Origin of the sequence: Pseudomonas sp. LAM2023 (assembly GCF_016620375.1) — a bacterium.
Taxonomy (GTDB): Bacteria; Pseudomonadota; Gammaproteobacteria; order Pseudomonadales; family Pseudomonadaceae; genus Aquipseudomonas; species Aquipseudomonas anuradhapurensis.
Genome location: NZ_JAENHV010000015.1, coordinates 694,449 through 714,529, shown reverse-complemented (window position 1 = coordinate 714,529; position 20,081 = coordinate 694,449). Strand labels below are relative to the sequence as shown.

The 20,081-nt window shown below is 63.9% G+C and carries 19 protein-coding genes; 12 read left to right on the top strand and 7 right to left on the bottom strand.

The window, feature by feature from the left end:
- Positions 1 to 2: 2 nt before the first annotated feature.
- Positions 3 to 1,214, bottom strand: a complete 1,212-nt coding sequence (gene coaBC, locus JKP78_RS08795; RefSeq protein ID WP_003253409.1) for a bifunctional phosphopantothenoylcysteine decarboxylase/phosphopantothenate--cysteine ligase CoaBC — start codon at positions 1,212 to 1,214, stop codon at positions 3 to 5.
- Between the two features lie 126 nt (positions 1,215 to 1,340).
- Here coaBC and radC point away from each other — a divergent pair, with 126 nt between their 5' ends.
- Positions 1,341 to 2,021 (top strand): RadC family protein, encoded by a 681-nt coding sequence (gene radC, locus JKP78_RS08790; RefSeq protein ID WP_200626561.1) that lies wholly within the window; start codon positions 1,341 to 1,343, stop codon positions 2,019 to 2,021.
- Between the two features lie 123 nt (positions 2,022 to 2,144).
- Here the strand turns inward: radC and JKP78_RS08785 are convergent, their stop codons facing one another.
- Complete coding sequence (locus JKP78_RS08785; RefSeq protein WP_186684031.1) at positions 2,145 to 3,752, bottom strand: ABC transporter substrate-binding protein; 1,608 nt, start codon at positions 3,750 to 3,752, stop codon at positions 2,145 to 2,147.
- Between the two features lie 361 nt (positions 3,753 to 4,113).
- Between JKP78_RS08785 and rpmB the strand changes: the two genes are divergently transcribed.
- Positions 4,114 to 4,350 carry a 50S ribosomal protein L28 gene (rpmB, locus tag JKP78_RS08780; RefSeq protein WP_003258972.1) on the top strand — a complete coding sequence of 79 codons (237 nt, stop codon included), beginning with the start codon at positions 4,114 to 4,116 and terminating at the stop codon, positions 4,348 to 4,350.
- Positions 4,351 to 4,360: 10 nt separating this feature from the next.
- Complete coding sequence (gene rpmG, locus JKP78_RS08775) at positions 4,361 to 4,516, top strand: 50S ribosomal protein L33 (RefSeq protein ID WP_003253507.1); 156 nt, start codon at positions 4,361 to 4,363, stop codon at positions 4,514 to 4,516.
- Between the two features lie 71 nt (positions 4,517 to 4,587).
- Here rpmG and JKP78_RS08770 read toward each other — a convergent pair whose 3' ends face one another.
- Positions 4,588 to 4,947, bottom strand: coding sequence for a cupin domain-containing protein (locus JKP78_RS08770; RefSeq protein WP_186684032.1), 360 nt, complete (start codon positions 4,945 to 4,947; stop codon positions 4,588 to 4,590).
- 196 nt (positions 4,948 to 5,143) lie between these two features.
- Here JKP78_RS08770 and JKP78_RS08765 point away from each other — a divergent pair, with 196 nt between their 5' ends.
- Complete coding sequence (locus JKP78_RS08765; RefSeq protein WP_186684033.1) at positions 5,144 to 6,637, top strand: aldehyde dehydrogenase; 1,494 nt, start codon at positions 5,144 to 5,146, stop codon at positions 6,635 to 6,637.
- 100 nt (positions 6,638 to 6,737) lie between these two features.
- Entirely contained in the window at positions 6,738 to 7,877 is a 1,140-nt protein-coding gene (locus JKP78_RS08760) for an MFS transporter (RefSeq protein WP_186684034.1), read from the top strand.
- Between the two features lie 116 nt (positions 7,878 to 7,993).
- On the opposite strand, the gene JKP78_RS08755 is transcribed toward JKP78_RS08760, so the two are convergent.
- The gene (locus tag JKP78_RS08755) at positions 7,994 to 9,547 is read right to left on the bottom strand and encodes a phospholipase D family protein (protein ID WP_170033783.1); all 1,554 of its coding nucleotides are present in this window, start codon (positions 9,545 to 9,547) and stop codon (positions 7,994 to 7,996) included.
- Positions 9,548 to 9,607: 60 nt separating this feature from the next.
- Entirely contained in the window at positions 9,608 to 11,038 is a 1,431-nt protein-coding gene (locus JKP78_RS08750) for an aminotransferase-like domain-containing protein (RefSeq protein WP_200626560.1), read from the bottom strand.
- A gap of 177 nt (positions 11,039 to 11,215) precedes the next feature.
- On the opposite strand from JKP78_RS08750, the gene JKP78_RS08745 reads away from it, so the two are divergent.
- Positions 11,216 to 11,446: a DUF1127 domain-containing protein gene (locus tag JKP78_RS08745; RefSeq protein WP_200626559.1), complete on the top strand. Its 231-nt coding sequence runs from the start codon at positions 11,216 to 11,218 to the stop codon at positions 11,444 to 11,446.
- A 140-nt stretch (positions 11,447 to 11,586) separates the two neighbouring features.
- Here JKP78_RS08745 and JKP78_RS08740 read toward each other — a convergent pair whose 3' ends face one another.
- Positions 11,587 to 12,879 (bottom strand): NAD(P)/FAD-dependent oxidoreductase, encoded by a 1,293-nt coding sequence (locus tag JKP78_RS08740; RefSeq protein ID WP_200626558.1) that lies wholly within the window; start codon positions 12,877 to 12,879, stop codon positions 11,587 to 11,589.
- 253 nt (positions 12,880 to 13,132) lie between these two features.
- Here JKP78_RS08740 and JKP78_RS08735 point away from each other — a divergent pair, with 253 nt between their 5' ends.
- Positions 13,133 to 13,486, top strand: a complete 354-nt coding sequence (locus tag JKP78_RS08735; protein ID WP_186684038.1) for a YkgJ family cysteine cluster protein — start codon at positions 13,133 to 13,135, stop codon at positions 13,484 to 13,486.
- Between the two features lie 2 nt (positions 13,487 to 13,488).
- Here JKP78_RS08735 and JKP78_RS08730 read toward each other — a convergent pair whose 3' ends face one another.
- Entirely contained in the window at positions 13,489 to 13,977 is a 489-nt protein-coding gene (locus tag JKP78_RS08730; protein ID WP_003253520.1) for an Lrp/AsnC ligand binding domain-containing protein, read from the bottom strand.
- 156 nt (positions 13,978 to 14,133) lie between these two features.
- Between JKP78_RS08730 and dadA the strand changes: the two genes are divergently transcribed.
- The 5 genes from dadA to JKP78_RS08705 all read left to right on the top strand — a co-directional run bounded on the left by dadA (position 14,134) and on the right by JKP78_RS08705 (position 19,962).
- Complete coding sequence (dadA, locus tag JKP78_RS08725) at positions 14,134 to 15,438, top strand: D-amino acid dehydrogenase (protein WP_200626557.1); 1,305 nt, start codon at positions 14,134 to 14,136, stop codon at positions 15,436 to 15,438.
- 146 nt (positions 15,439 to 15,584) lie between these two features.
- Positions 15,585 to 16,658, top strand: coding sequence for an alanine racemase (alr, locus tag JKP78_RS08720; RefSeq protein ID WP_200626556.1), 1,074 nt, complete (start codon positions 15,585 to 15,587; stop codon positions 16,656 to 16,658).
- Positions 16,659 to 16,767: 109 nt separating this feature from the next.
- A complete protein-coding gene (locus JKP78_RS08715; RefSeq protein WP_013974777.1) occupies positions 16,768 to 17,316 on the top strand; it encodes a cupin domain-containing protein in 549 nt (182 codons plus the stop codon).
- Positions 17,317 to 17,470: 154 nt separating this feature from the next.
- Positions 17,471 to 17,875 carry a c-type cytochrome gene (locus JKP78_RS08710; protein ID WP_186672959.1) on the top strand — a complete coding sequence of 135 codons (405 nt, stop codon included), beginning with the start codon at positions 17,471 to 17,473 and terminating at the stop codon, positions 17,873 to 17,875.
- Positions 17,876 to 18,102: 227 nt separating this feature from the next.
- Positions 18,103 to 19,962, top strand: a complete 1,860-nt coding sequence (locus tag JKP78_RS08705; RefSeq protein WP_200626555.1) for an acetyl-CoA hydrolase/transferase family protein — start codon at positions 18,103 to 18,105, stop codon at positions 19,960 to 19,962.
- Positions 19,963 to 20,081 lie beyond the last annotated feature (119 nt).

Below are 20,081 nucleotides of genomic sequence, written 5' to 3'. Positions count from 1 at the left end.
ACTTATTGAACCTGATTGAGCCGTTCGGCGATGAAGGCGACCAGTTGCCGGGCGATCTTGCCCTTGCTGGTCTGCGCGAAGAGGGTCTGGTGCTGCTGGCGGTCGATTACGGTCAAGGCGTTTTCTTCGCTGTTGAAGCCGATGCTGGGGTTGGCCACATCATTGGCAACGATCAGGTCGAGGTTCTTGTCCTTGAGCTTGCGCGTGGCGTAGTCGAGCAAGTGTTCGGTTTCGGCGGCGAAGCCGACGCTGAACGGGCGGTCGGCACGGCCGGCGATGGTGGCAAGGATATCGGGATTGCGCACCATCTGCAGCAGCATGCCGTCGCCGGTCGTAGGATCCTTCTTGAGTTTCTGCGTGGCAACGACTTCCGGGCGGTAGTCCGCGACCGCCGCCGAGGCGATGAACAGGTCACACGGCATGGCCGCTTCACAGGCGGCGAGCATGTCCCGCGCGCTGACCACGTCGATGCGGCTGACCCGGTCGGGGGTTGGCAAGTGCACCGGGCCGGTGACGAGGGTGACCCGAGCCCCGGCTTCTGCGGCCGCTTCGGCCAGGGCGAAGCCCATCTTGCCGGAGCTATGATTGGTGATGTAGCGCACCGGGTCGATGTTTTCCTGGGTCGGGCCGGCGGTGATCAGCACATGCTTGCCGGTCAGTGCCTGGCGCTTGAAGCTTTCCGCGGCACACCAGGCCAGGTCGGTGGCTTCGAGCATGCGGCCCAGGCCCACGTCGCCACAGGCCTGGCTGCCGGACGCCGGACCGAACACCTGGATGCCACGGCTCTTGAGCAGCTCGAGGTTGGCCTGGGTGGCGGGATCGCGCCACATCGCCTGGTTCATGGCCGGGGCCACGGCGACGGTGGCGTCGGTAGCCAGCACCAGGGTGGTCAGCAGGTCATCGGCCATGCCTTGGGCCATGCGCGCCATGAGGTCGGCGGTGGCCGGGGCGATCAGCACCAGGTCGGCCCACTTGGCCAGTTCGATGTGGCCCATGGCCGCTTCGGCGGCAGGGTCGAGCAGGTCCATGTGCACCGGGTGGCCGGACAGTGCCTGCAGGGTCAGCGGGGTGATGAACTCTGCACCACCACGGGTCATGACGACGCGCACCTGCGCGCCGTGCTCCAGGAGTCGGCGAATCAGTTCGGCGCTTTTGTAGGCGGCAATGCCGCCACCCACGCCGAGAACGATGCGCTTGCGATACAGCCGCTGCATAGGCTTGCCTTTTTCCAGTGAGAGCGGGCGACGACGTTTGGGAATGCCTGCGGCAGAACGTCGCATGTACGAGGCGAAATAGATTAACACAGGGCCGAAATCGGTCGCAGCAAGGGTAGACGGCGGATGAATATCAGGGAGTGGCCGGCGGAAGAGCGGCCGAGGGAGAAATTGTTGCAGCGTGGAGCGGCGGTGCTTTCGGATGCCGAGTTGCTCGCTGTACTGCTCGGCTCGGGAGTTGCCGGGCGCAATGTGCTGGACCTGGCGCGAGGGCTGCTGGCGCGGTTTGGCGGGCTCAGGCAGTTTCTTGAAGCCGATCGCGGCGCTGTACTGCGTGAGCCGGGCATAGGGGCCGTTAAATATGCCCAGTTACAGGCGCTTTTGGAGATCGGCCGGCGTTATCTGGATGAGAACATCGAGCGCGCAGCGGTTCTCGAAGGCCCGGCGGCGGTACGGCGTTATCTCAAGGCCATGCTGCGTCATGAAGCCAGTGAGGTATTCGGTTGCCTGTTTCTCGATACCAAGCACAGGCCGTTGGCTTTTGAAATCCTGTTCAGGGGCACGATAGACCGGGCGAGTGTCTACCCGCGGGAGGTGGTACGGCGGGCGTTGCTGCACAACGCGGCGGCGTTGATCCTGTGCCACAACCACCCCTCGGGCAATAGTGAACCCAGCCAGGACGATGTGCATCTGACCCTGTCGTTGAAGCGCGGGCTGGCGTTGATCGATGTGCGGGTGCTGGATCACATCATCATCGGTGACGGGGAGCCGCTGTCGATGGTCGAGCATGGGTGGATTGTGGCTTAGGCACTTGTACAGCCTGTCCCGGCCTTTTCGCGGGCTCGCCCGCTCCCACAGGTATCGTACCAACCTTGAATGTTGTGCTGTCACTGTGGGAGCGGGCGAGCCCGCGAAGAGGCCGGTGCAGGGTTACCTGGTCACTGAGACCTTGCTGAAATCCACCCGCCCGAACGGGCTCACCTGATACCCCTCGACGTCCCGGCGCAGCAAGGTCGCCGCCGTCGGGTGCGCCAATGGCACCCACAGCGCCTGTTGCTGGATCAACGTCTGCGCCTGCTGGTACAGCCGGCTGCGCACGCTCTGGTCATTGGTGGTGCGCCCGGCGCTGATCAGCTGATCCAGGCGGCTGTCGCAGAAGCGGGCGAAGTTGGTCCCCGATTGCACCGCCGCGCAGGAAAACTGCGGGCTGAGGAAGTTGTCCGGGTCGCCGTTGTCACCTGCCCAGCCCATGAACAGCAAGTCATGCTCGCCGGCCTTGGCGCGGCGGATCAGCTCGCCCCATTCGATCACGCGGATTTCTGCCTTGATGCCAACCTTGGCCAGGTCTGCCTGCAGCATCTGCGCGCCCAGGCTGGGGTTGGGGTTGAGCAGGCTGCCCGACGGGCGGGTCCAGATGGTGGTGTTGAAGCCTTCGGCCAGGCCAGCCTTGTTCAGCAGCGCCTTGGCTTTCTTCAGGTCCAGCGTATAGCCGGGCAGGTCCTTGGCGTAGCTCCAGGTGTTGGGCGGGTAGGGGCCATTGGCGGCCACTGCGGAGTCCTCGAACACCGCCTTCAGGTAGGCCTGCTTGTCGAAAGCCAGATTGATGGCCTGGCGTACCTCCGGCTTGTCCAGCGGCCGGTGCTGGCTGTTGATGGCGACAAAGGCCGTCATGAAGGCCGGGGTGGTGGCCACCTTGAGGTTGCCATCCTTGCCTGCTTCGGCAATGTCCAGTGGCTTGGGCGACAAGGCCACCTGGCACTCACCGCGCTTGAGTTTCTGCAGGCGCACATTGGCGTCGGTGGTGATGGCGAAGATCAGCGGGTCGACCGCCGGCTTGCCGGCAAAATAGTCCGGGTTGGCGCGGTAGCGCACCATGGCGTCCTTCTGGAAGCGCTGGAACACGAACGGCCCGGTGCCGACCGGCTGGCTGTTGAGCTTCTCCGGGGTGCCGGCCTTGAGCAGCTTGTCGGCATATTCGGCGGAGTAGATCGAGGCGAAGCCCATGCTCAAGGTGGCCAGGAACGTGGCGTCCGGGTGGTTGAGGGTGAAGCGCACGGTGTTTGGCGTCGGCGCCTCGATCGCCTTGATCAGGCTGCCCAGCTGCAACGACTGGGCATGCGGGTAACCACCCGGTGCGGTCTTGTGCCAGGCATGGGCGGGGTAGAGCATGCGCTGGAAGCTGAACAGCACATCGTCGGCATTCAGTGCGCGGCTGGGCTTGAAGTAGGCGGTAGTGTGGAATTTCACGTCATCGCGCAGGCTGAAGTCATAGACCAGGCCGTCGGCCGATACCGTCCAGCTGGCCGCCAGGCTCGGCACCACCTTGCCTTGCTGCGCATCGAACTCCACCAGCCGGTTCATCAGCACGTCGGCGGTGGCGTTGGTGGTGGTCAGCGAGTTGTACTGCACCACGTCGAAGCCTTCGGGGCTGGCCTCGCTGCAGACGCTCAGCGGGGCAGCCTGGGCAACGCCGGCGGCGAACAGGGCGCCGGCGGCGAACACGGAGTTGAACAATAAGGAAAGGGCGGCGGCACGCATGGTGGCTCCTTGGCTGTCAGTGGCCCATCTGCCAGTGCAGTCTGGAAAAGGCCTACCCTAGTGCGCCTGTCGGGAAATGACCACACCCTTTTTTACAAAACTGGCGACGAGCGGTCGACGGCTGGCGGGGCCTGCCGCTATGCTGGCCCGGCGCGCTTGGCCGGCGCCGGAAATGTATCTTCTGTTGTTGTGGCCAAGTCTTTCTGGTATAAAGCAGCGCTCTTTTCTAGGGGCTCGGCCTGTCGCGTCAGCGTATCCGGTCGGTAAGACCTCCAGAATCACGGCGCCCAGGCGCCAAAGACTGAGAGATTAAGCGGCCAACCCATGCCGGGTTGGGCATGTGGTTTTAGAGGGCTGAGTCATGTCGAGAGTCTGTCAAGTTACTGGTAAGGGTCCAGTAACCGGGAACAACATTTCCCACGCAAACAACAAAACCCGTCGTCGTTTCCTGCCGAACCTGCAGCACCACCGTTTCTGGGTTGAATCCGAGAAGCGTTTCGTGCGTCTGCGCGTATCCGCCAAAGGCATGCGCGTCATTGACAAGCGTGGTATCGACGTAGTGCTGGCCGAGCTGCGCGCTCGCGGCGAAAAGTTCTAAGGAGAACGTCATGCGTGAATTGATCCGTCTGGTTTCGAGTGCTGGCACTGGCCACTTCTACACCACCGACAAGAACAAGCGCACCACTCCGGACAAAATCGAGATCAAGAAATACGATCCGGTTGTTCGCAAGCACGTGGTGTACAAGGAAGCCAAGATCAAGTAATTGATCGGCGACCTGAAAAAAACCCGCCTCCGAAAGGACGCGGGTTTTTTTATGCCTGTCAGGGCCTCAGATCATTTCTGCTCGAACATCACATAGATCTTGCGGCAAGGCTCCAGCACCTCCCAGGTGCCCTTGAAGCCGGCCGGGATGACAAACCGGTCGCCCGTACGCAGGGTCTTGGCGCCACCGTCCTGGTCGCGCAGCACCGACACGCCCTGAACGATCTCGCAGTATTCATGCTCGGTGTAGTTCACCGTCCACTGCCCCACTTCACCCTCCCACACGCCAGCGGCGAACTGCCCGCAGGGGCTGGAATAATGGTTATAGACGGCCTGGTCGGGCTCGCCCTTGAGGATTTTTTCCGCCGCCGGGCGGTAGCGTTCGGCCTCGGTGATGACCTGGGCGAAGTCGATGATGCTGGCAATGCTCATGGTTCGGCTCCTGTTGTTGTTTAATAAAATGCACATCAGTAGGCTTTTGGGGCTTCTGTGTCAAATATATTGATAGTTTGTCCGGCCTGGTTTAGGGTATTGCCTGCCAGTGTGCGCTCGTCGCCCGGCCAGAATTCTGACAACGCCTGCGAGTCCTCAGTGCGGCGTTGCACCTAAACAAGAGGAGGAGTTTCGTATGACCACCCTGACTCGTGCGGACTGGGAACAGCGTGCCCAGCAACTGAAGATCGAAGGGCGTGCCTTCATCAACGGCGAATACACCGATGCCGCATCCGGTGAAACCTTCGAGTGCCTGAGCCCGGTCGACGGACGCTTCCTGGCCAAGGTTGCCAGCTGCGACCTGGCCGACGCCAACCGCGCTGTGGAAAACGCCCGTGCCACCTTCAACGCTGGGGTGTGGTCGCAACTGGCCCCGGCCAAGCGCAAGGCCAAGCTGATCCGCTTCGCCGACCTGCTGCGCAAGAACGTCGAAGAACTGGCGCTGCTGGAAACCCTGGACATGGGCAAGCCGATCGGCGATTCCTCCAGCATCGACATCCCGGGCGCTGCCAATGCCATCCACTGGACCGCCGAAGCCATCGACAAGGTCTACGACGAAGTCGCCCCGACCCCGCATGACCAGCTTGGCCTGGTTACCCGCGAGCCAGTGGGCGTGGTCGCTGCCATCGTACCGTGGAACTTCCCGCTGCTGATGGCCTGCTGGAAACTCGGCCCGGCCCTGGCCACCGGTAACTCGGTGGTGCTCAAGCCGTCCGAAAAATCGCCGCTGACGGCCATTCGCATTGCCCAGCTGGCCATCGAAGCCGGTATCCCGGCAGGCGTACTGAACGTGCTGCCAGGCTACGGCCACACCGTGGGCAAGGCCCTGGCCCTGCACATGGATGTCGATACCCTGGTGTTCACCGGCTCGACCAAGATTGCCAAGCAGCTGATGGTCTACGCCGGCGAATCGAACATGAAGCGCATCTGGCTGGAGGCGGGTGGCAAGAGCCCGAACATCGTCTTCGCCGACGCCCCGGACCTGCAAGCCGCTGCCGAGGCCGCAGCCAGTGCCATCGCCTTCAACCAGGGTGAAGTGTGCACTGCAGGTTCGCGCCTGCTGGTCGAGCGTTCGATCAAGGACAAGTTCCTGCCCATGGTGGTCGAGGCCCTGAAAGGCTGGAAGCCGGGTAACCCGCTGGACCCACAGACCACTGTCGGTGCCCTGGTCGATACCCAGCAGATGAACACCGTGCTGTCGTACATCGAGGCCGGTCACAAGGATGGCGCCAAGCTGCTGGCTGGCGGCAAGCGCACCCTGGAAGAGACCGGTGGCACCTATGTCGAGCCGACCATCTTCGACGGCGTGACCAACGCGATGAAGATCGCCCAGGAAGAGATCTTCGGCCCGGTACTGTCGGTAATCGCCTTCGATACCGCCGAAGAGGCCGTGGCCATTGCCAACGACACGCCGTATGGCCTGGCGGCGGGCATCTGGACGTCGGATATCTCCAAGGCGCACAAGACCGCTCGTGCCGTACGCGCTGGCAGCGTCTGGGTCAACCAGTACGATGGCGGCGACATGACTGCGCCGTTCGGTGGCTTCAAGCAGTCGGGTAACGGTCGTGACAAGTCGCTGCACGCGCTGGAGAAGTACACCGAGCTGAAGGCGACCTGGATCAAGCTGTAATCCCAGGGGGGCTGCACGGCAGCCCCAACGATAGCCGGGTAGGCTAACGCTGCCCGGCTTCGTCGTTTCTGCTGTTCGAATTTCTGCCTGGGAGGCTGCAATGCGTTGGGGGAGCTACTTCGCCGTACTGGCATCGGTGCTCAGCGTCGGGCTGGCGCTCGGCGTGAGCATGCCGCTGGTATCCTTGCGCCTGGAGGCGTGGGGCTATGGCAGCTTCGCCATTGGCGTGATGGCCGCGATGCCGGCGCTGGGTGTACTGGTCGGCGCCAGTCTGGCCAGCCGCCTGGCTGGCTGGGTCGGCGTCCCTTCAGCCATGCGCCTTTGCCTGTGGGGCGGGGCGCTGTCGATCGGCCTGGTCGCCTTGCTGCCCAGTTATCCGCTGTGGCTGTTCTTGCGCCTGCTGATCGGTATGTCGCTGACCGTGGTGTTCATCCTCGGCGAGAGCTGGATCAACCAGTTGGTGGTCGAGCAGTGGCGAGGCCGCCTGGTGGCGCTGTATGGCAGCAGCTATGCCCTCAGCCAGCTGGCCGGGCCGTTGGTGCTCGGCTTTCTCGGCTCCGATGATGACTTTGGCTTCTGGGCCGCTACCGCCTTGCTACTGGTGGCACCGCTGATTCTCCTGGGGCGTGGCGGCGCACCGAGCACCGAAGCCTGCACTGTCACCTTCAGCGACCTGTTCGCCTTCTGCCGGCGTTTGCCGGTGATTGCCTGGGCCATCGCCCTGTTCGCCTCGTTCGAGGCGATGATCCTGACGTTACTCCCGGTGTACTGCCTGCAGCAGGGTTTCAGTACCGAAACGGCCCTGTTCATGGTCAGTACCGTGGTGGTGGGCGATGCGGTGTTGCAACTGCCCATTGGCGCGCTGGCGGACCGTATGTCGCGACGTGCCCTGTTCACCGGTTGTGCGGTGACCTTGCTGGTGTCCAGCCTGGTCATTCCGCTATCGCTGCACACGCCGCTGATCTGGCCGCTGTGGGTGTTGTTCGGGGCCAGCGCCGGGGGCTTGTTCACCTTGTCGCTGGTGTTGATCGGCGAGCGCTACCGCGATGATGAGCTGGTCCGGGCCAATGCCCATGTGGCACAACTGTGGGGCATTGGCTGCCTGCTCGGGCCATTGCTGGCAGGGGCGGGAAGCCAGTGGCTCAGTGGGCACGCGCTGCCGTTGCTGTTGGCGCTGGGGGCTGCGGGGTTGGTGGTGTTGACCCGGCGGCGTGGGGCTTTCGAGCCTGCATCGGCTTGATGGAACCTGGGGCCGCTTTGCGGCCCATCGCGACGCAAGGCCGCTCCCACAGGCGATATATCCCCGGTAGGAGCGGCCTTGCGTCGCGATGGGCTGCAAAGCAGCGCCAAATCCGGTTACAGCATCTTTTCCAGGCCGACCGCCTTGCTGATCCAGGCATTGAACCGCCGCCATATGCCGCCCGGCTCGGAGGTCAGCATGTGCCGCTGGCCATTGTCCTCGGTCGCCCACACCAGTTTGTCGCCCACCAGCTTCACCTGGTAGCTCAACGCGGGCGCCATACCCTGCTGGGCCAGCTCGCGGGTGTACTCGGCCAGTTCCGGGCTGTCCACCAACACGCCGACCTCGGTATTCCACAGCACCGAACGTGGGTCGAAGTTGAACGAGCCGATGAAGGTCTTGCGCCGGTCGAACACGATCGCCTTGGTATGCAGGCTCGAATCCGAGCTGCCGTGGTAACTCAAGCGCCCGGCGCTGGGGTCACCGGGTTGCCGACGCAGCTCGTAAAGCTGCACGCCGTGCTCAAGCAAGGCCCGGCGGTAGGGCGCATAGCCGCCGTGCACCGCCGGCACGTCGGTGGCCTCCAGCGAGTTGGTCAGCAGCTTCACCGACGTGCCGGCGTCGGCACGGCCGGTCAGGTACAGCAGGCCAGGCTCGCGCGGCACGAAATACGCCGACATCAGGATAAGTTCGCGATGCACGTTGGCCAGGTCCGGCGCGAGCTGCTGGCTCAGCAGCAGTTGCGGGTCCGGTTCGTCATCAGCCAGCACCTTGCTTGGTGCATCCCACAGCGCCTGGGCGTGGGCCCAGATCAGTTCGTTGCGCCACACGTCCAGGCGCGGTTGGGCTTGGTAGGCCATCAAGCGGTCGTACAGGGCTTTACGTTGGGTCCTGGCTTCGGCCAACGACACTTCCAGGCGGTGGCGGCTGGCACTCAGGTCGCTGGCATCCGGGTCGTGCCAGAGGAAGTCGGTGATCGGCCGGCTGAGAGCGCTGTTCCAGTACTGGTCGAAACTGTGCCCCAACTGCTCGGCGATCGGGCCTACCCCCAGCAGGTCGATGTCGGTGAAATTGAGGTTGGGCTCGGCATCGAAATACTCGTCGCCCAGGTTGCGCCCGCCGACGATGGCCATGCTGTTATCCACCAGGAACAGCTTGTTGTGCATGCGCCGGTGCTGACGCGACAGGTTGAACAGGCGGCCTACGGCGCGCGTTACACCGGTGCTGCGGCCCAGGTGCAATGGGTTGAACACGCGGATGTGGATGTTCGGGTGGGCATCGAGGGTGCCCATGATCACGTCCAGGCCATCGCTGGTGGTGTCGTCGAGCAGGATGCGTATGCGTACGCCACGGTCGGCAGCACGCAGCAGCTCATGCACCAGGGCGCGGGTGCTGAGGCCGTCGTGGACGATGTAGTACTGCAGGTCGATGCTGGTCTGGGCGTTGCGGATCAGTTCGGCGCGGGCGCGGAACGCCTCGTTGCTGTTGGGCAGCAGGCGAAAGCCGGAGCGGCCGCTGTACGGTGCAGCTTGGCGCAGCACCGAGCGGCCGAACGCCGAGTCGTTGGCCGGCAGCGCCTGGCTGGTTTCGCGGGGCGTGCCGACGCTGGCGCAGCCGGCAAGGCCGAGCAGTAGCACCAGCAGCAGAGGCAGGGCTCGCTGGAGTCTCAAGGGTGAATCGTCCTGTGCAACGAAGGCTTGAAGGGTTGGACCGTAGCGGGCGGCGCAAAGTTACGCGCCCGCGTTTTCTTCATCCAGTAGACGAAGGGCGGTTTCACCGACCTTGCGCACTGCAGCTTCGATCTGCGCTGTCGGCCGCGCGGCGAAGTTCATGCGCAGGCAGTGGCGGAATTTGCCCGAGGCCGAAAAGATGCTGCCTACGGCAACCTGCACGCCTTGCTCCAGTAAAGCGCGGTTTAGCCGCAGCGTATCGAAATGTTCGGGTAATTCCACCCACAGCATGAAACCACCCTGCGGCCGGCTGACCCGCGTGCCCGGCGGGAAGTAGCGGGTCACCCAGTCGCTCATCAGGTCGCGGCTGCGCTGGTACTGGCTGCGCATGCGCCGCACATGGGGTTGGTAGTGCCCGGCGGCGATGAAGTCGGCAATGGCCAGCTGCGGTTGGCTGGCGGTGCTGCCGGTGCTGATGTATTTCATGTGCAGCACGCGTTCCAGGTAACGCCCGGGCGCCACCCAGCCTATCCGCAGGCCGGGGGCGAGGGTCTTGGAGAACGAGCTGCACAGCAGCACGCGGCCATCGTCGTCGAAAGACTTGAGGGTGCGCGGGCGGGGGTAGGTGTAGGCCAGGTCACCGTACACATCGTCTTCGAGAATGGCCACGTCGTAGCGCTGGGCCAGGCTCAGCAAGGCCTTCTTGCGCGCCTCGGGCATGATGTAGCCGAGCGGGTTGTTGCAGTTGGGGGTGATCTGGATGAGCTTGATCGGCCATTGTTCCAGGGCCAGCTCCAGCGCCTCCAGGCTGATGCCGGTGACTGGGTCGGTCGGGATTTCCAGGGCTTTCATGCCCAGGCCCTTGAGGGTCTGCATGGCCCCATGGAAGCTCGGCGAGTCGACTGCGACGATGTCGCCGGGTTCACATACCGCGCGGATGCTGCACGACAGCGCCTCATGGCAACCGGTGGTCACCACCAGGTCGGCCGGGCTCAGGCGGCAGCCAGAGTCGAGCGTCAGCCGCGCCACTTGCTCGCGCAGGGCCAGGTTGCCGTGAATGTTGTCGTAGTACAGGCCAGGCATGTCCTGCCTTCTGCTCAGTTGGGCGAGGCTGCGCAGCAGTGGCTTGAGGGTGGGGCTGTCGATGTCGGGCATGCCGCGGCCGAGCTGGACAACATCCTGGCGCGGGGTGCTGCGCACCAGTTCCAGCACCTGTTCCCACTGTGAAATGTCCACCGGACGCTGGGCCGGGCGGCTGACGGCGGGAAGGGCAGGCAGCTGGCGGAGGTTGCTGACGAAGTAGCCGGACTTGGGTCGCGGCGAGACCATGCCGCTGTCTTCCAGCATGCGATAGGCCTGCTGCACGGTGCTCAGGCTGACCCCGTGCTCCACGCTCAGGGCGCGCACCGACGGCAGGCGCTGGCCGGGGCGGTAGAGGCCCTGCTCGATACGGGCGCCGAGCAGTTCGGCGAGGTTCAGGTAGAGGGTCACGGCATACTCCTGAGCTGCATTGGCATAGCGACCGGTACAGTTGCGTTGAAAATACAGCATTCAGTCAGTCAGCGGCCAATTCTGTATGGGAATAATAAGGCTGTATTGGATCTGTATTGCCGGTGCGTGCAGCGCGCATGCTTTCTCCACGGTATCAATCGAACGGAGAACGCAGCGATGGGTGGCATGAGCGATGTGCGCTTGCAACTGTTGGCCAAGGAACTGGAAGCCGGGCAGCAGGCCAAGGTGTTCAACGCGCCGCAAGGGTTGGGGCGTTGGGGGCTGATGCTGCATCGCTGGAATACCCGCAGGGCGTTGCTGCAGCTGACTGACGATGAGTTGCGCGACGTCGGGCTGAGCTGGGAACAGGCGCGTACAGAAGGGCGCAAACCCTTCTGGAAAGACTAGTCACGGCAGGTGCCGCTCGGTCTGTGTAGGAGCGGCCTTGTGTCGCGAAAGGGGAGCGTAGCGCCCCCAAGCTTCCAGTTACCGCAGGTAATGCCGTGGCCGCGGTGGGCCCTTTCGCGACACAAGGCCGCTGTTACGCTTCAGATCAGCTCTTTCAGGCGATGCCACAGCATCCCCAACGCCAGCAGTGGCGAGCGCAGGTGTTGGCCGCCCGGGAAGGTGATGTGCGGCACCTTGGCGAACAGGTCGAAACGCCCGCTCTCCTGGCCGCTGATGGCCTCGCCCAATAGGCGCGCGGCCAGGTGCGTGGCATTCAGCCCATGGCCGGAGTAGGCCTGGGCGTAATAGACATTCGGCTGGCTGGCCAGGCGGCCGACCTGTGGCAGGCGGTTGGCGCCGATGCCGATCATGCCGCCCCACTGGTAGTCGATGCGGACATCGGCCAGTTGCGGGAATACCTTCAGCATCTTCGGCCGCATGTAGGCGGCAATGTCCTTGGGGTCACGCCCTGAATAATGGCAGGCACCGCCGAACAACAGGCGCTGGTCGGCGGACAGGCGATAGTAGTCCAGTGCTACACGCTGGTCGCACACGGCCATGTTCTGCGGCAGCAGCATACGCGCACGCTCTTCGCCCAGCGGTTCGGTGGCGATGATGTAGCTGCCCGCCGGCAGCACCTTGCCGCCCAGTTCGCGGTTGAGGTTGTTGTGGTAGGCATTGCAGCACAGCACCAAGGTCTTGGCCCGCACCCGGCCTTGCGCGGTATGTACCTGTACTTCTGGGCCATAGTCGATGCGGGTGACCTCGGACTGCTCGAACAGCTGCACGCCCAGGCGGCTGGCCACGGCGGCTTCACCCAGGGCCAGGTTGAGCGGGTGCAGGTGCCCGGAGCCCATGTCGACCAGCCCGCCCACATAGCAGTCGGCGCCGACCACGCTGTGGATATCGTCCTTGCCGACCAGGCGCAGTTCATGGGTATAGCCCAGGCTGCGCAGTTCTTCGGCGTCTTCGGCAAAGCCCAGCAGCTCGGCAGGCTTGTTGGCCAGGTCGCAGTAGCCCCAGGTCAGGTCGCAGGCGATGGCATGCTTTTCGACCCGTTCGCGGACGATTTGCACAGCCTCCAGGCCCATCAGCTTCATGCTGCGTACGCCTTCCTCGCCGATCACCGGGGCGAACTGCTCCAGGCCATGACCGACGCCGCGGATCAGCTGGCCGCCATTGCGCCCACTGGCGCCCCAGCCGAGCTTGCGGGCTTCCAGCAGGATGACCGAGAAGCCGCGCTCGGCCAGTTCGATGGCGGTGTTCAGGCCCGAATAACCACCACCGACGATGCACACATCGGCGCTGTGTTCGCCTTGCAGGAAAGAGTGATCAGGGTGTGGCGCGCTGCTGGCGGCGTAGTAGGAGGCGGCGTGCTGCGCGCTGTGGATCATTGGCTCGGTCCTGAAGCTGGTGGGCAAGGGGGGAGGATAAGCCGGGGCTCTGGGGTGGGCAACCGCTTGCCTGGCTTACGCCGCCGGTTGTAGGAGCGGCCTTGCGTCGCGATGGGGCGCGAAGCGGCCCCAGGCTTTCAGCTTCGTGTCATGGATGGCGGGGCCGCGCTGCGCCCTTCCGCGACACAAGGGCGCTCCGACAAGGCGCCGGTGAGCCTATAATCCGGCCAGGTTCCCTACGTTGTATTCAGCCATGTCCTGCAACCGCCACAAGATCCATTTCCTGCGCGAACTCATCCCTTCATTCGAGTGCGAACCCGGCTGCCATGACTGCTGCGGCCCGGTCACCACGTCGGCAGAAGAAATGGCGCGCCTGCCGCGCAAGTCGCAGGCCGAGCAGGACGCTGCCTTGGAACGCCTGGATTGCGTTCACCTGGGCCCCAACGGCTGCACCGTCTACGAAGAGCGGCCGATGATCTGCCGGCTGTTCGGCACCACCCCGCGCCTGGCCTGCCCGCGGGGCCGTGGCCCGGAGCAGATGATCGACCCTGCCGCCGAGCAGCTGGTCCACCAGTTCATCGCCACCACGCGCCAGGTGCTGGTCTAGCCTCAGTCCGGAATCGGCAGGCAGAGGCTTTCCTTTACCTCTTCCATCACGATGTAGCTCTTCGATTCGCGCACGTGCGGCAGCTTCAGCAGGATGTCGCCAAGCAGTTTGCGGTACGAGGCCATTTCCGAAATGCGCGCCTTCACCAGGTAGTCGAAGTCGCCCGAAACCAGGTGGCACTCGAGCACATGTGGCAGTTTCAACACCGCACGGCGGAACTCCTCGAAGGTATCCCCCGACTTGTAGTCCAGGCTGATTTCCACGAACACCAGCAGGCTGCCCTTGAGGTGCTGCGGGTTAAGGCGGGCGTTGTAGCCCATGATGATGCCCTCGCGCTCCAGGCGGCGAACCCGCTCGGTGCAAGGGGTAGTGGACAGCCCGACTTTCTCGCCCAGTTCGGTGAAGGAAATACGCCCGTCGTTCTGCAGGATACGCAGGATGTTGCGGTCGATCTTGTCCAGCTCACGCTTGGTCTGGTGCTGGGTTCGCATAGGGGATGCCCCTCCGTGAAAGGCAATCTTGCCGAGAATTCTCGCCAATAATAGGCTTTTATATAGTGAATTGCACTGCCTTCAAATTCCTATACTGCGCGCATCCATGCCATTTCAACAAAAGACTGCGGTGCGCCGCGTGCGAGGAATAAAACGATGCGAGTTCTGGTACTTGGTAGCGGTGTAATCGGAACCGCCAGTGCCTACTACCTGGCCCGGCAAGGTTTCGAAGTAACGGTGGTCGACCGCCAGCCGGCGGTGGCCATGGAAACCAGTTTTGCCAACGCTGGCCAGATCTCGCCTGGCTATGCCTCGCCCTGGGCTGCACCGGGCGTGCCGCTGAAGGCCATCAAATGGCTGCTGGAGCGGCATGCCCCGTTGGCCATCAAGCTCACCGGCGACGTCGACCAGTACCTGTGGATGGCGCAGATGTTGCGCAACTGCACCGCCAGCCGTTACGCGGTGAACAAGGAGCGCATGGTGCGCCTGTCCGAGTACAGCCGTGACTGCCTCGACGAGCTGCGGGCAGAAACCGGCATCGCCTACGAAAACCGCAGCCTGGGCACTACCCAGCTGTTCCGGACCCAGGCCCAGGTAGATGCCGCAGCCAAGGACATTGCCGTGCTCGAACAGTCCGGCGTGCCTTACGAGCTGCTCGACCGCGACGGCATTGCCCGCGTCGAGCCGGCCCTGGCTGGCGTCAAAGACATTCTGGCCGGCGCCCTGCGCCTGCCCAACGACCAGACCGGTGACTGCCAGCTGTTCACCACCAAGCTGGCCGACATGGCCACCAAGCTGGGCGTGGAGTTCCGCTTCGGCCAGGACATCCAGCGCCTGGACTTCGCCGGCGACCGTATCAATGGTGTGTGGATCGACGGCAAGCTGGAAACCGCCGACCGCTACGTGCTGGCACTGGGCAGCTACTCGCCGCAGATGCTCAAGCCGCTGGGCATCAAGGCTCCGGTGTATCCGCTGAAGGGCTACTCGCTGACCGTGCCGATCACCAACGCCGACATGGCCCCGACGTCCACCATCCTCGACGAGACCTACAAAGTCGCGATCACCCGTTTCGACAACCGTATCCGGGTTGGTGGCATGGCTGAAATCGCCGGCTTTGACCTGTCGCTGAACCCGCGTCGGCGCGAAACGCTGGAGATGATCGTCAACGACCTTTATCCTCGCGGCGGTGACCTGAGCCAGGCCAGCTTCTGGACCGGCCTGCGCCCGGCGACCCCGGACGGTACGCCGATCGTCGGTGCCACGGCGTTCCGCAACCTGTTCCTGAATACCGGCCACGGTACCTTGGGCTGGACCATGGCGTGCGGCTCCGGTCGCCTGCTGGCCGACCTGATTGCGCGCAAGAAGCCGCAGATCAGTGCCGAAGGCCTGGACATCTTCCGCTATGGCAACAGCCGGGAAGTGGCCAAGCATGAGCAGACTGCGCCGGCTCACCAGCAGTAAGTTCGCCTGTACCGGCCTCTTCGCGGGCTCGCCCGCTCCCACAGGAACACCACAGATATTGAAAACTGTGCAGTACCTGTGGGAGCGGGCGAGCCCGCGAAGAACCCAACACCGATTTCAACCCGAACCACCATAAGGCAGCCGCCATGCGTCCCGCCCGCGCCCTGATCGACCTCCAGGCCCTGCGCCACAACTACCGTCTGGCCCGTGAACTGACCGGTGCCAAAGCCCTCGCCGTGATCAAGGCCGATGCCTACGGCCATGGCGCCGTGCGCTGTGCCCTGGCCCTGGAAGCCGAAGCCGACGGTTTTGCCGTGGCCTGTATCGAAGAGGCGCTGGAGCTGCGCGCCGCCGGTATCAAGGCGCCGGTGCTGCTGCTGGAGGGCTTTTTCGAGGCCAGCGAACTGGCGCTGATCGCCGAGCACAACCTGTGGTGCGTGGTGCATTCGCTGTGGCAGCTGGAAGCGATCGAGCAAACCCAGCTGCATAAGCCGCTCACCGTCTGGCTCAAGCTCGACAGCGGCATGCACCGTGTCGGCCTGCACCCCAAGGATTACCACGAGGCCTACCAGCGCCTGCTGGCCAGTGGCAAGGTCGCGCGCATCGTGCTGATGAGCCACTTTGCCCGCGCCGACGAGCTGGATGCCGATGCTACCGCCCAGCAGATCGCCGTATTCGAAGCCGCTCGCCAAGGCCTGGCCGCCGAATGCAGCCTGCGCAATTCGCCCGCTGTGCTGGGGTGGCCGCAGGCACCCAGTGACTGGGTACGCCCGGGCCTGATGCTGTACGGTGCCACGCCGTTCGAGGTGGCGCAGGCCCAGGCCGAGCGCCTGCAGCCGGTGATGACCCTGCAATCGCGGGTGATCAGCGTGCGCGAGCTGCCCGCCGGCGAGCCGGTGGGCTATGGCGCCAAGTTCGTCAGCCCGCGGCCGACCCGCGTGGGCGTGGTCGCCATGGGCTATGCCGATGGCTACCCACGCCAGGCGCCGAATGGCACCCCGGTGCTGGTCGCCGGCAAGCGCACGCAGCTGATCGGCCGTGTATCGATGGACATGCTCAACGTCGACCTGACCGACATACCGGAAGCGACCGTCGGCAGCCCGGTCGAACTGTGGGGCAAGCATGTGCTGGCCAGCGAGGTGGCTGCCCAGGCTGGCACCATTCCCTACCAGATCTTCTGCAACCTGAAGCGGGTACCGCGGGACTACTGCGGCGAATGAAACGCTGAAGCGGACAGGTTGAGGGGCTGTGTGTTGTAAATACTGAACGGCATTGCCATGATATCGTTCACATCCACCCCCTTTTCCACCGTTTCAGGAGGCTCCAGCTTTGGACGTCGGCGAACGACTGCAAGCCATCCGCAAGCTCAAGGGCCTGTCCCAGCGTGAACTCGCCAAGCGCGCCGGGGTGACCAACAGCACCATTTCGATGATCGAGAAGAACAGCGTGAGCCCTTCGATCAGCTCGCTGCGCAAGGTGCTGAGTGGCATTCCCATGTCCATGGTCGAGTTCTTCTCGGTCGAGCTGGAACCTGAAAGCCCCACGCAGATCGTCTACAAGGCCCATGAGCTGATCGATATCTCGGACGGTGCGGTGACCATGAAGCTGGTCGGCAAGTCGCACCCCAACCGTGCCATCGCCTTCCTCACCGAGGTCTACCCACCGGGCGCCGACACCGGTGCCGAAATGCTCACCCACGATGGCGAGGAAACTGGCATTCTGCTGGAAGGCCGCCTGGAGCTGGTGGTCGGCAACGAGATCTTCATTCTCGAGGAAGGCGACAGCTACTACTTCGAAAGCACCCGCCCACACCGCTTTCGCAACCCGTTCGACCGGCCGGCGCGGTTGATCAGCGCGGCGACACCTTCGAACTTTTGATCCAGCGCAGTGCATTGATTCGGCAATACCCCTTTCCCGTGTAGGGTCGTTTCACGGCCTCCGGGTTCCCGCTATACTTTTCAGCGCTCGCCGATCCGTGGCCGCGAGCGTGATTAGCCACCATGAGGGTGTTCGCGTGAACCAAATCAAGAAGATGCTGGCCGTACCAGCAGCCGTATTCGCCCTCTGGGCAATGAGCGCAACCGCTGCGACCAAGGATGACATCGCCAAGCGCCTGGAGCCGGTCGGCCAGGTGTGTGTGCAGGGCCAGGAATGCAAGGGCATGGAAGTGGCCGCTGCCGCTGGTGGCGGTGGTGCCAAGACGCCGGACCAGATCATCGCCAAGCACTGCAACGCCTGCCATGGCTCCGGCCTGCTTGGCGCGCCGAAGATTGGCGACACTGCAGCCTGGAAAGAGCGCGCCGACCATCAGGGCGGCCTGGATGGCATCCTGGCCAAGGCCATCACCGGTATCAACGCAATGCCACCGAAAGGCACCTGCGCGGATTGTTCCGATGATGAGCTGAAAGGGGCGATCAAGAAGATGTCCGGGCTGTGAGAAACAGCTGAATTGCATGAAGCCCGCCATTGATGGCGGGCTTTGTTTTTGTGGTACCTGTACCGGCCCTTTCGCGGCTAAAGCCGCTCACACAGGCATCTCGCAGTTCTTGAATCTTGTGCTGTAACTGTGGGAGCGGCTTTAGCCGCGAAGGAGCCGGCACGGGCAACCAACCCACCAAAGCCCATGTCCAACTCCTGAACCCACGGATGTCTCAGGAGGCCCCGATGCACCTCTGCTCCATCGATCAGGCTGTCGAGCAGGTCCTGGCGCGCTTGCCAGCCCACATCCACATGGGCCTGCCGCTGGGTCTGGGTAAGCCGGTCGCTTTCGTCAATGCCCTGTATGCCCGTATACGCGAGCAGCCCGAGCGCCGCCTGACCATCTACACCGCACTCTCGCTCGGCCGTCCAGCACTGGGCGATGGCCTGCAGCGGCGCTTTCTCGAACCCTTCGTCGAACGGGTGTTCGCCGACTACGAAGAACTCAGCTACCTCGCCGACCTGCGCAACGACAGCCTGCCGCCGAACATCCGGGTCGAGCAGTTCTTCCTGCAGCCCGGCAGCCTGCTGCACAGCGAGTCTGCCCAGCAGGACTACGTCAGCAGCAACTACAGCCACGCCGCGCGCGATATCAACGCCAAGGGCCTGAACCTGATCGCCCAACTGGTGGCTGCCACCCCGGAGCGGCCGGTGCACCTGAGCCTGGCGTGCAACCCTGACATCACCCCCGACCTGTTGCCGATGGTCGCCAGGCGCCGTGCCGCTGGCGAAACCATCCTCATGCTTGGCCAGGTGCATGCCGAACTGCCGTACATGCCCGGCGACGCCGAGCTGCCCATGGATGCCTTCGACCTGCTGCTCGATGAAGCCGAGCAGCGTCGCCTGTTTTCCACGCCGAACATGCCGGTGAGCACCCAGGATCATTGCATCGGCCTGCATGCCAGCAGCCTGGTACGGGACGGCGGCACGTTGCAGATCGGCATCGGTGCCATGGGCGATGCGGTAGCCGCCGCCCTGCTGGCGCGCCAGGGCGACAACGCCGGCTACCGTGCCGTGCTCGATGACCTGGATATTGGCCCATGGCAAGCGCTGATCGAACGGGAAGGGGGGCTGGGTGGTTTCGCCCAGGGGTTGTATGGCTGCAGCGAGATGTTCGTCAACGGCCTGCTGGTGCTGGCTGAGGCGGGCCTGCTGCGACGCCCGGCGGATGCGCAGGGCAGCGTGCTGCATGGCGGCTTCTTCCTTGGCCCTCAGGCCTTCTACCAGCGCCTGCGTGACATGACGCTGGAACAGCGGGCGCGGTTTGCCATGACCCGCATCAGCTTCATCAACGAGCTGTATGGGCAGGAGCAACTCAAGCGCCGCCAGCGTCGCGATGCGCGCTTCATCAATACCGTGTTCGGCATGACCCTGCTCGGTGCCGGGGTGGCCGACCAGTTGGAAGATGGCCGTGTCCTCAGCGGCGTGGGTGGCCAGTACAACTTTGTCGCCCAAGGGCATGCGCTGGAAGGTGGGCGCTCGATCCTGCTGCTGCGCAGCTGGCGCGAGGCGGGCGGCGAGGTGACCTCGAACCTGTTCTGGACCTATGGCCACTGCACCATTCCGCGGCACCTGCGCGATATCGTGGTGACCGAATATGGCATTGCCGACTTGCGCGGGCAGACCGACAGCGAGGTAATCGCACGTTTGCTGGCGGTGTGTGATTCACGGTTCCAGCAGGGGCTGATCGAACAGGCAAAAGATGCTGGCAAGCTCGCCCGGGATTTCCAGCTGGATTCGCGCTTCACCGACAACACGCCGCAGCGGTTGGAAGCGATCAGGGCGAAGCATGCGCGGCTGTTCCCGGAGTACCCGCTGGGCACGGACTTTACGGCTGAAGAGCGGGATTTGCTGCGGGCGCTGAACTGGTTGAAGAGCAAGTTCAAGCTGAGCGAGGTGCTGGAGCTGGGCAAGGCAGCACTGGATGCGCCGGGGCCCGAAGGGTACGAGCGGCATCTGGCGCGGATGGGCCTGGATCGGCCGCAGGGGCTGAAGGACGAGCTGTATCAGCGGCTGTTACTGGCGGGGTTGGCGGCAGCCGGTTGAATTGCCGGGGCTGCTTTGCAGCCCATCGCGACGCAAGGCCGCTCCTACAAGGAGTTGAGCTGCGCCCAGATGTTGGACACCTGTCCATCAATTTGGGCGCGGCTCAAGTATGCGGCTCA

Excerpts from the sequence above, each read along its gene's own strand:
- alr (WP_200626556.1), top strand. The coding sequence starts at position 15,585 with ATGCGTCCCGCCCGCGCCCTGATCGACCTCCAGGCCCTGCGCCACAAC.
- JKP78_RS08770 (WP_186684032.1), bottom strand. The coding sequence starts at position 4,947 with ATGAGCATTGCCAGCATCATCGACTTCGCCCAGGTCATCACCGAGGCC.
- rpmB (WP_003258972.1), top strand. The coding sequence starts at position 4,114 with ATGTCGAGAGTCTGTCAAGTTACTGGTAAGGGTCCAGTAACCGGGAAC.
- JKP78_RS08740 (WP_200626558.1), bottom strand. The coding sequence starts at position 12,879 with ATGATCCACAGCGCGCAGCACGCCGCCTCCTACTACGCCGCCAGCAGC.
- JKP78_RS08745 (WP_200626559.1), top strand. The coding sequence starts at position 11,216 with ATGGGTGGCATGAGCGATGTGCGCTTGCAACTGTTGGCCAAGGAACTG.
- coaBC (WP_003253409.1), bottom strand. The coding sequence starts at position 1,214 with ATGCAGCGGCTGTATCGCAAGCGCATCGTTCTCGGCGTGGGTGGCGGC.
- JKP78_RS08765 (WP_186684033.1), top strand. The coding sequence starts at position 5,144 with ATGACCACCCTGACTCGTGCGGACTGGGAACAGCGTGCCCAGCAACTG.
- radC (WP_200626561.1), top strand. The coding sequence starts at position 1,341 with ATGAATATCAGGGAGTGGCCGGCGGAAGAGCGGCCGAGGGAGAAATTG.
- dadA (WP_200626557.1), top strand. The coding sequence starts at position 14,134 with ATGCGAGTTCTGGTACTTGGTAGCGGTGTAATCGGAACCGCCAGTGCC.
- JKP78_RS08735 (WP_186684038.1), top strand. The coding sequence starts at position 13,133 with ATGTCCTGCAACCGCCACAAGATCCATTTCCTGCGCGAACTCATCCCT.
- JKP78_RS08705 (WP_200626555.1), top strand. The coding sequence starts at position 18,103 with ATGCACCTCTGCTCCATCGATCAGGCTGTCGAGCAGGTCCTGGCGCGC.
- JKP78_RS08785 (WP_186684031.1), bottom strand. The coding sequence starts at position 3,752 with ATGCGTGCCGCCGCCCTTTCCTTATTGTTCAACTCCGTGTTCGCCGCC.
- JKP78_RS08730 (WP_003253520.1), bottom strand. The coding sequence starts at position 13,977 with ATGCGAACCCAGCACCAGACCAAGCGTGAGCTGGACAAGATCGACCGC.
- rpmG (WP_003253507.1), top strand. The coding sequence starts at position 4,361 with ATGCGTGAATTGATCCGTCTGGTTTCGAGTGCTGGCACTGGCCACTTC.
- JKP78_RS08760 (WP_186684034.1), top strand. The coding sequence starts at position 6,738 with ATGCGTTGGGGGAGCTACTTCGCCGTACTGGCATCGGTGCTCAGCGTC.
- JKP78_RS08710 (WP_186672959.1), top strand. The coding sequence starts at position 17,471 with ATGCTGGCCGTACCAGCAGCCGTATTCGCCCTCTGGGCAATGAGCGCA.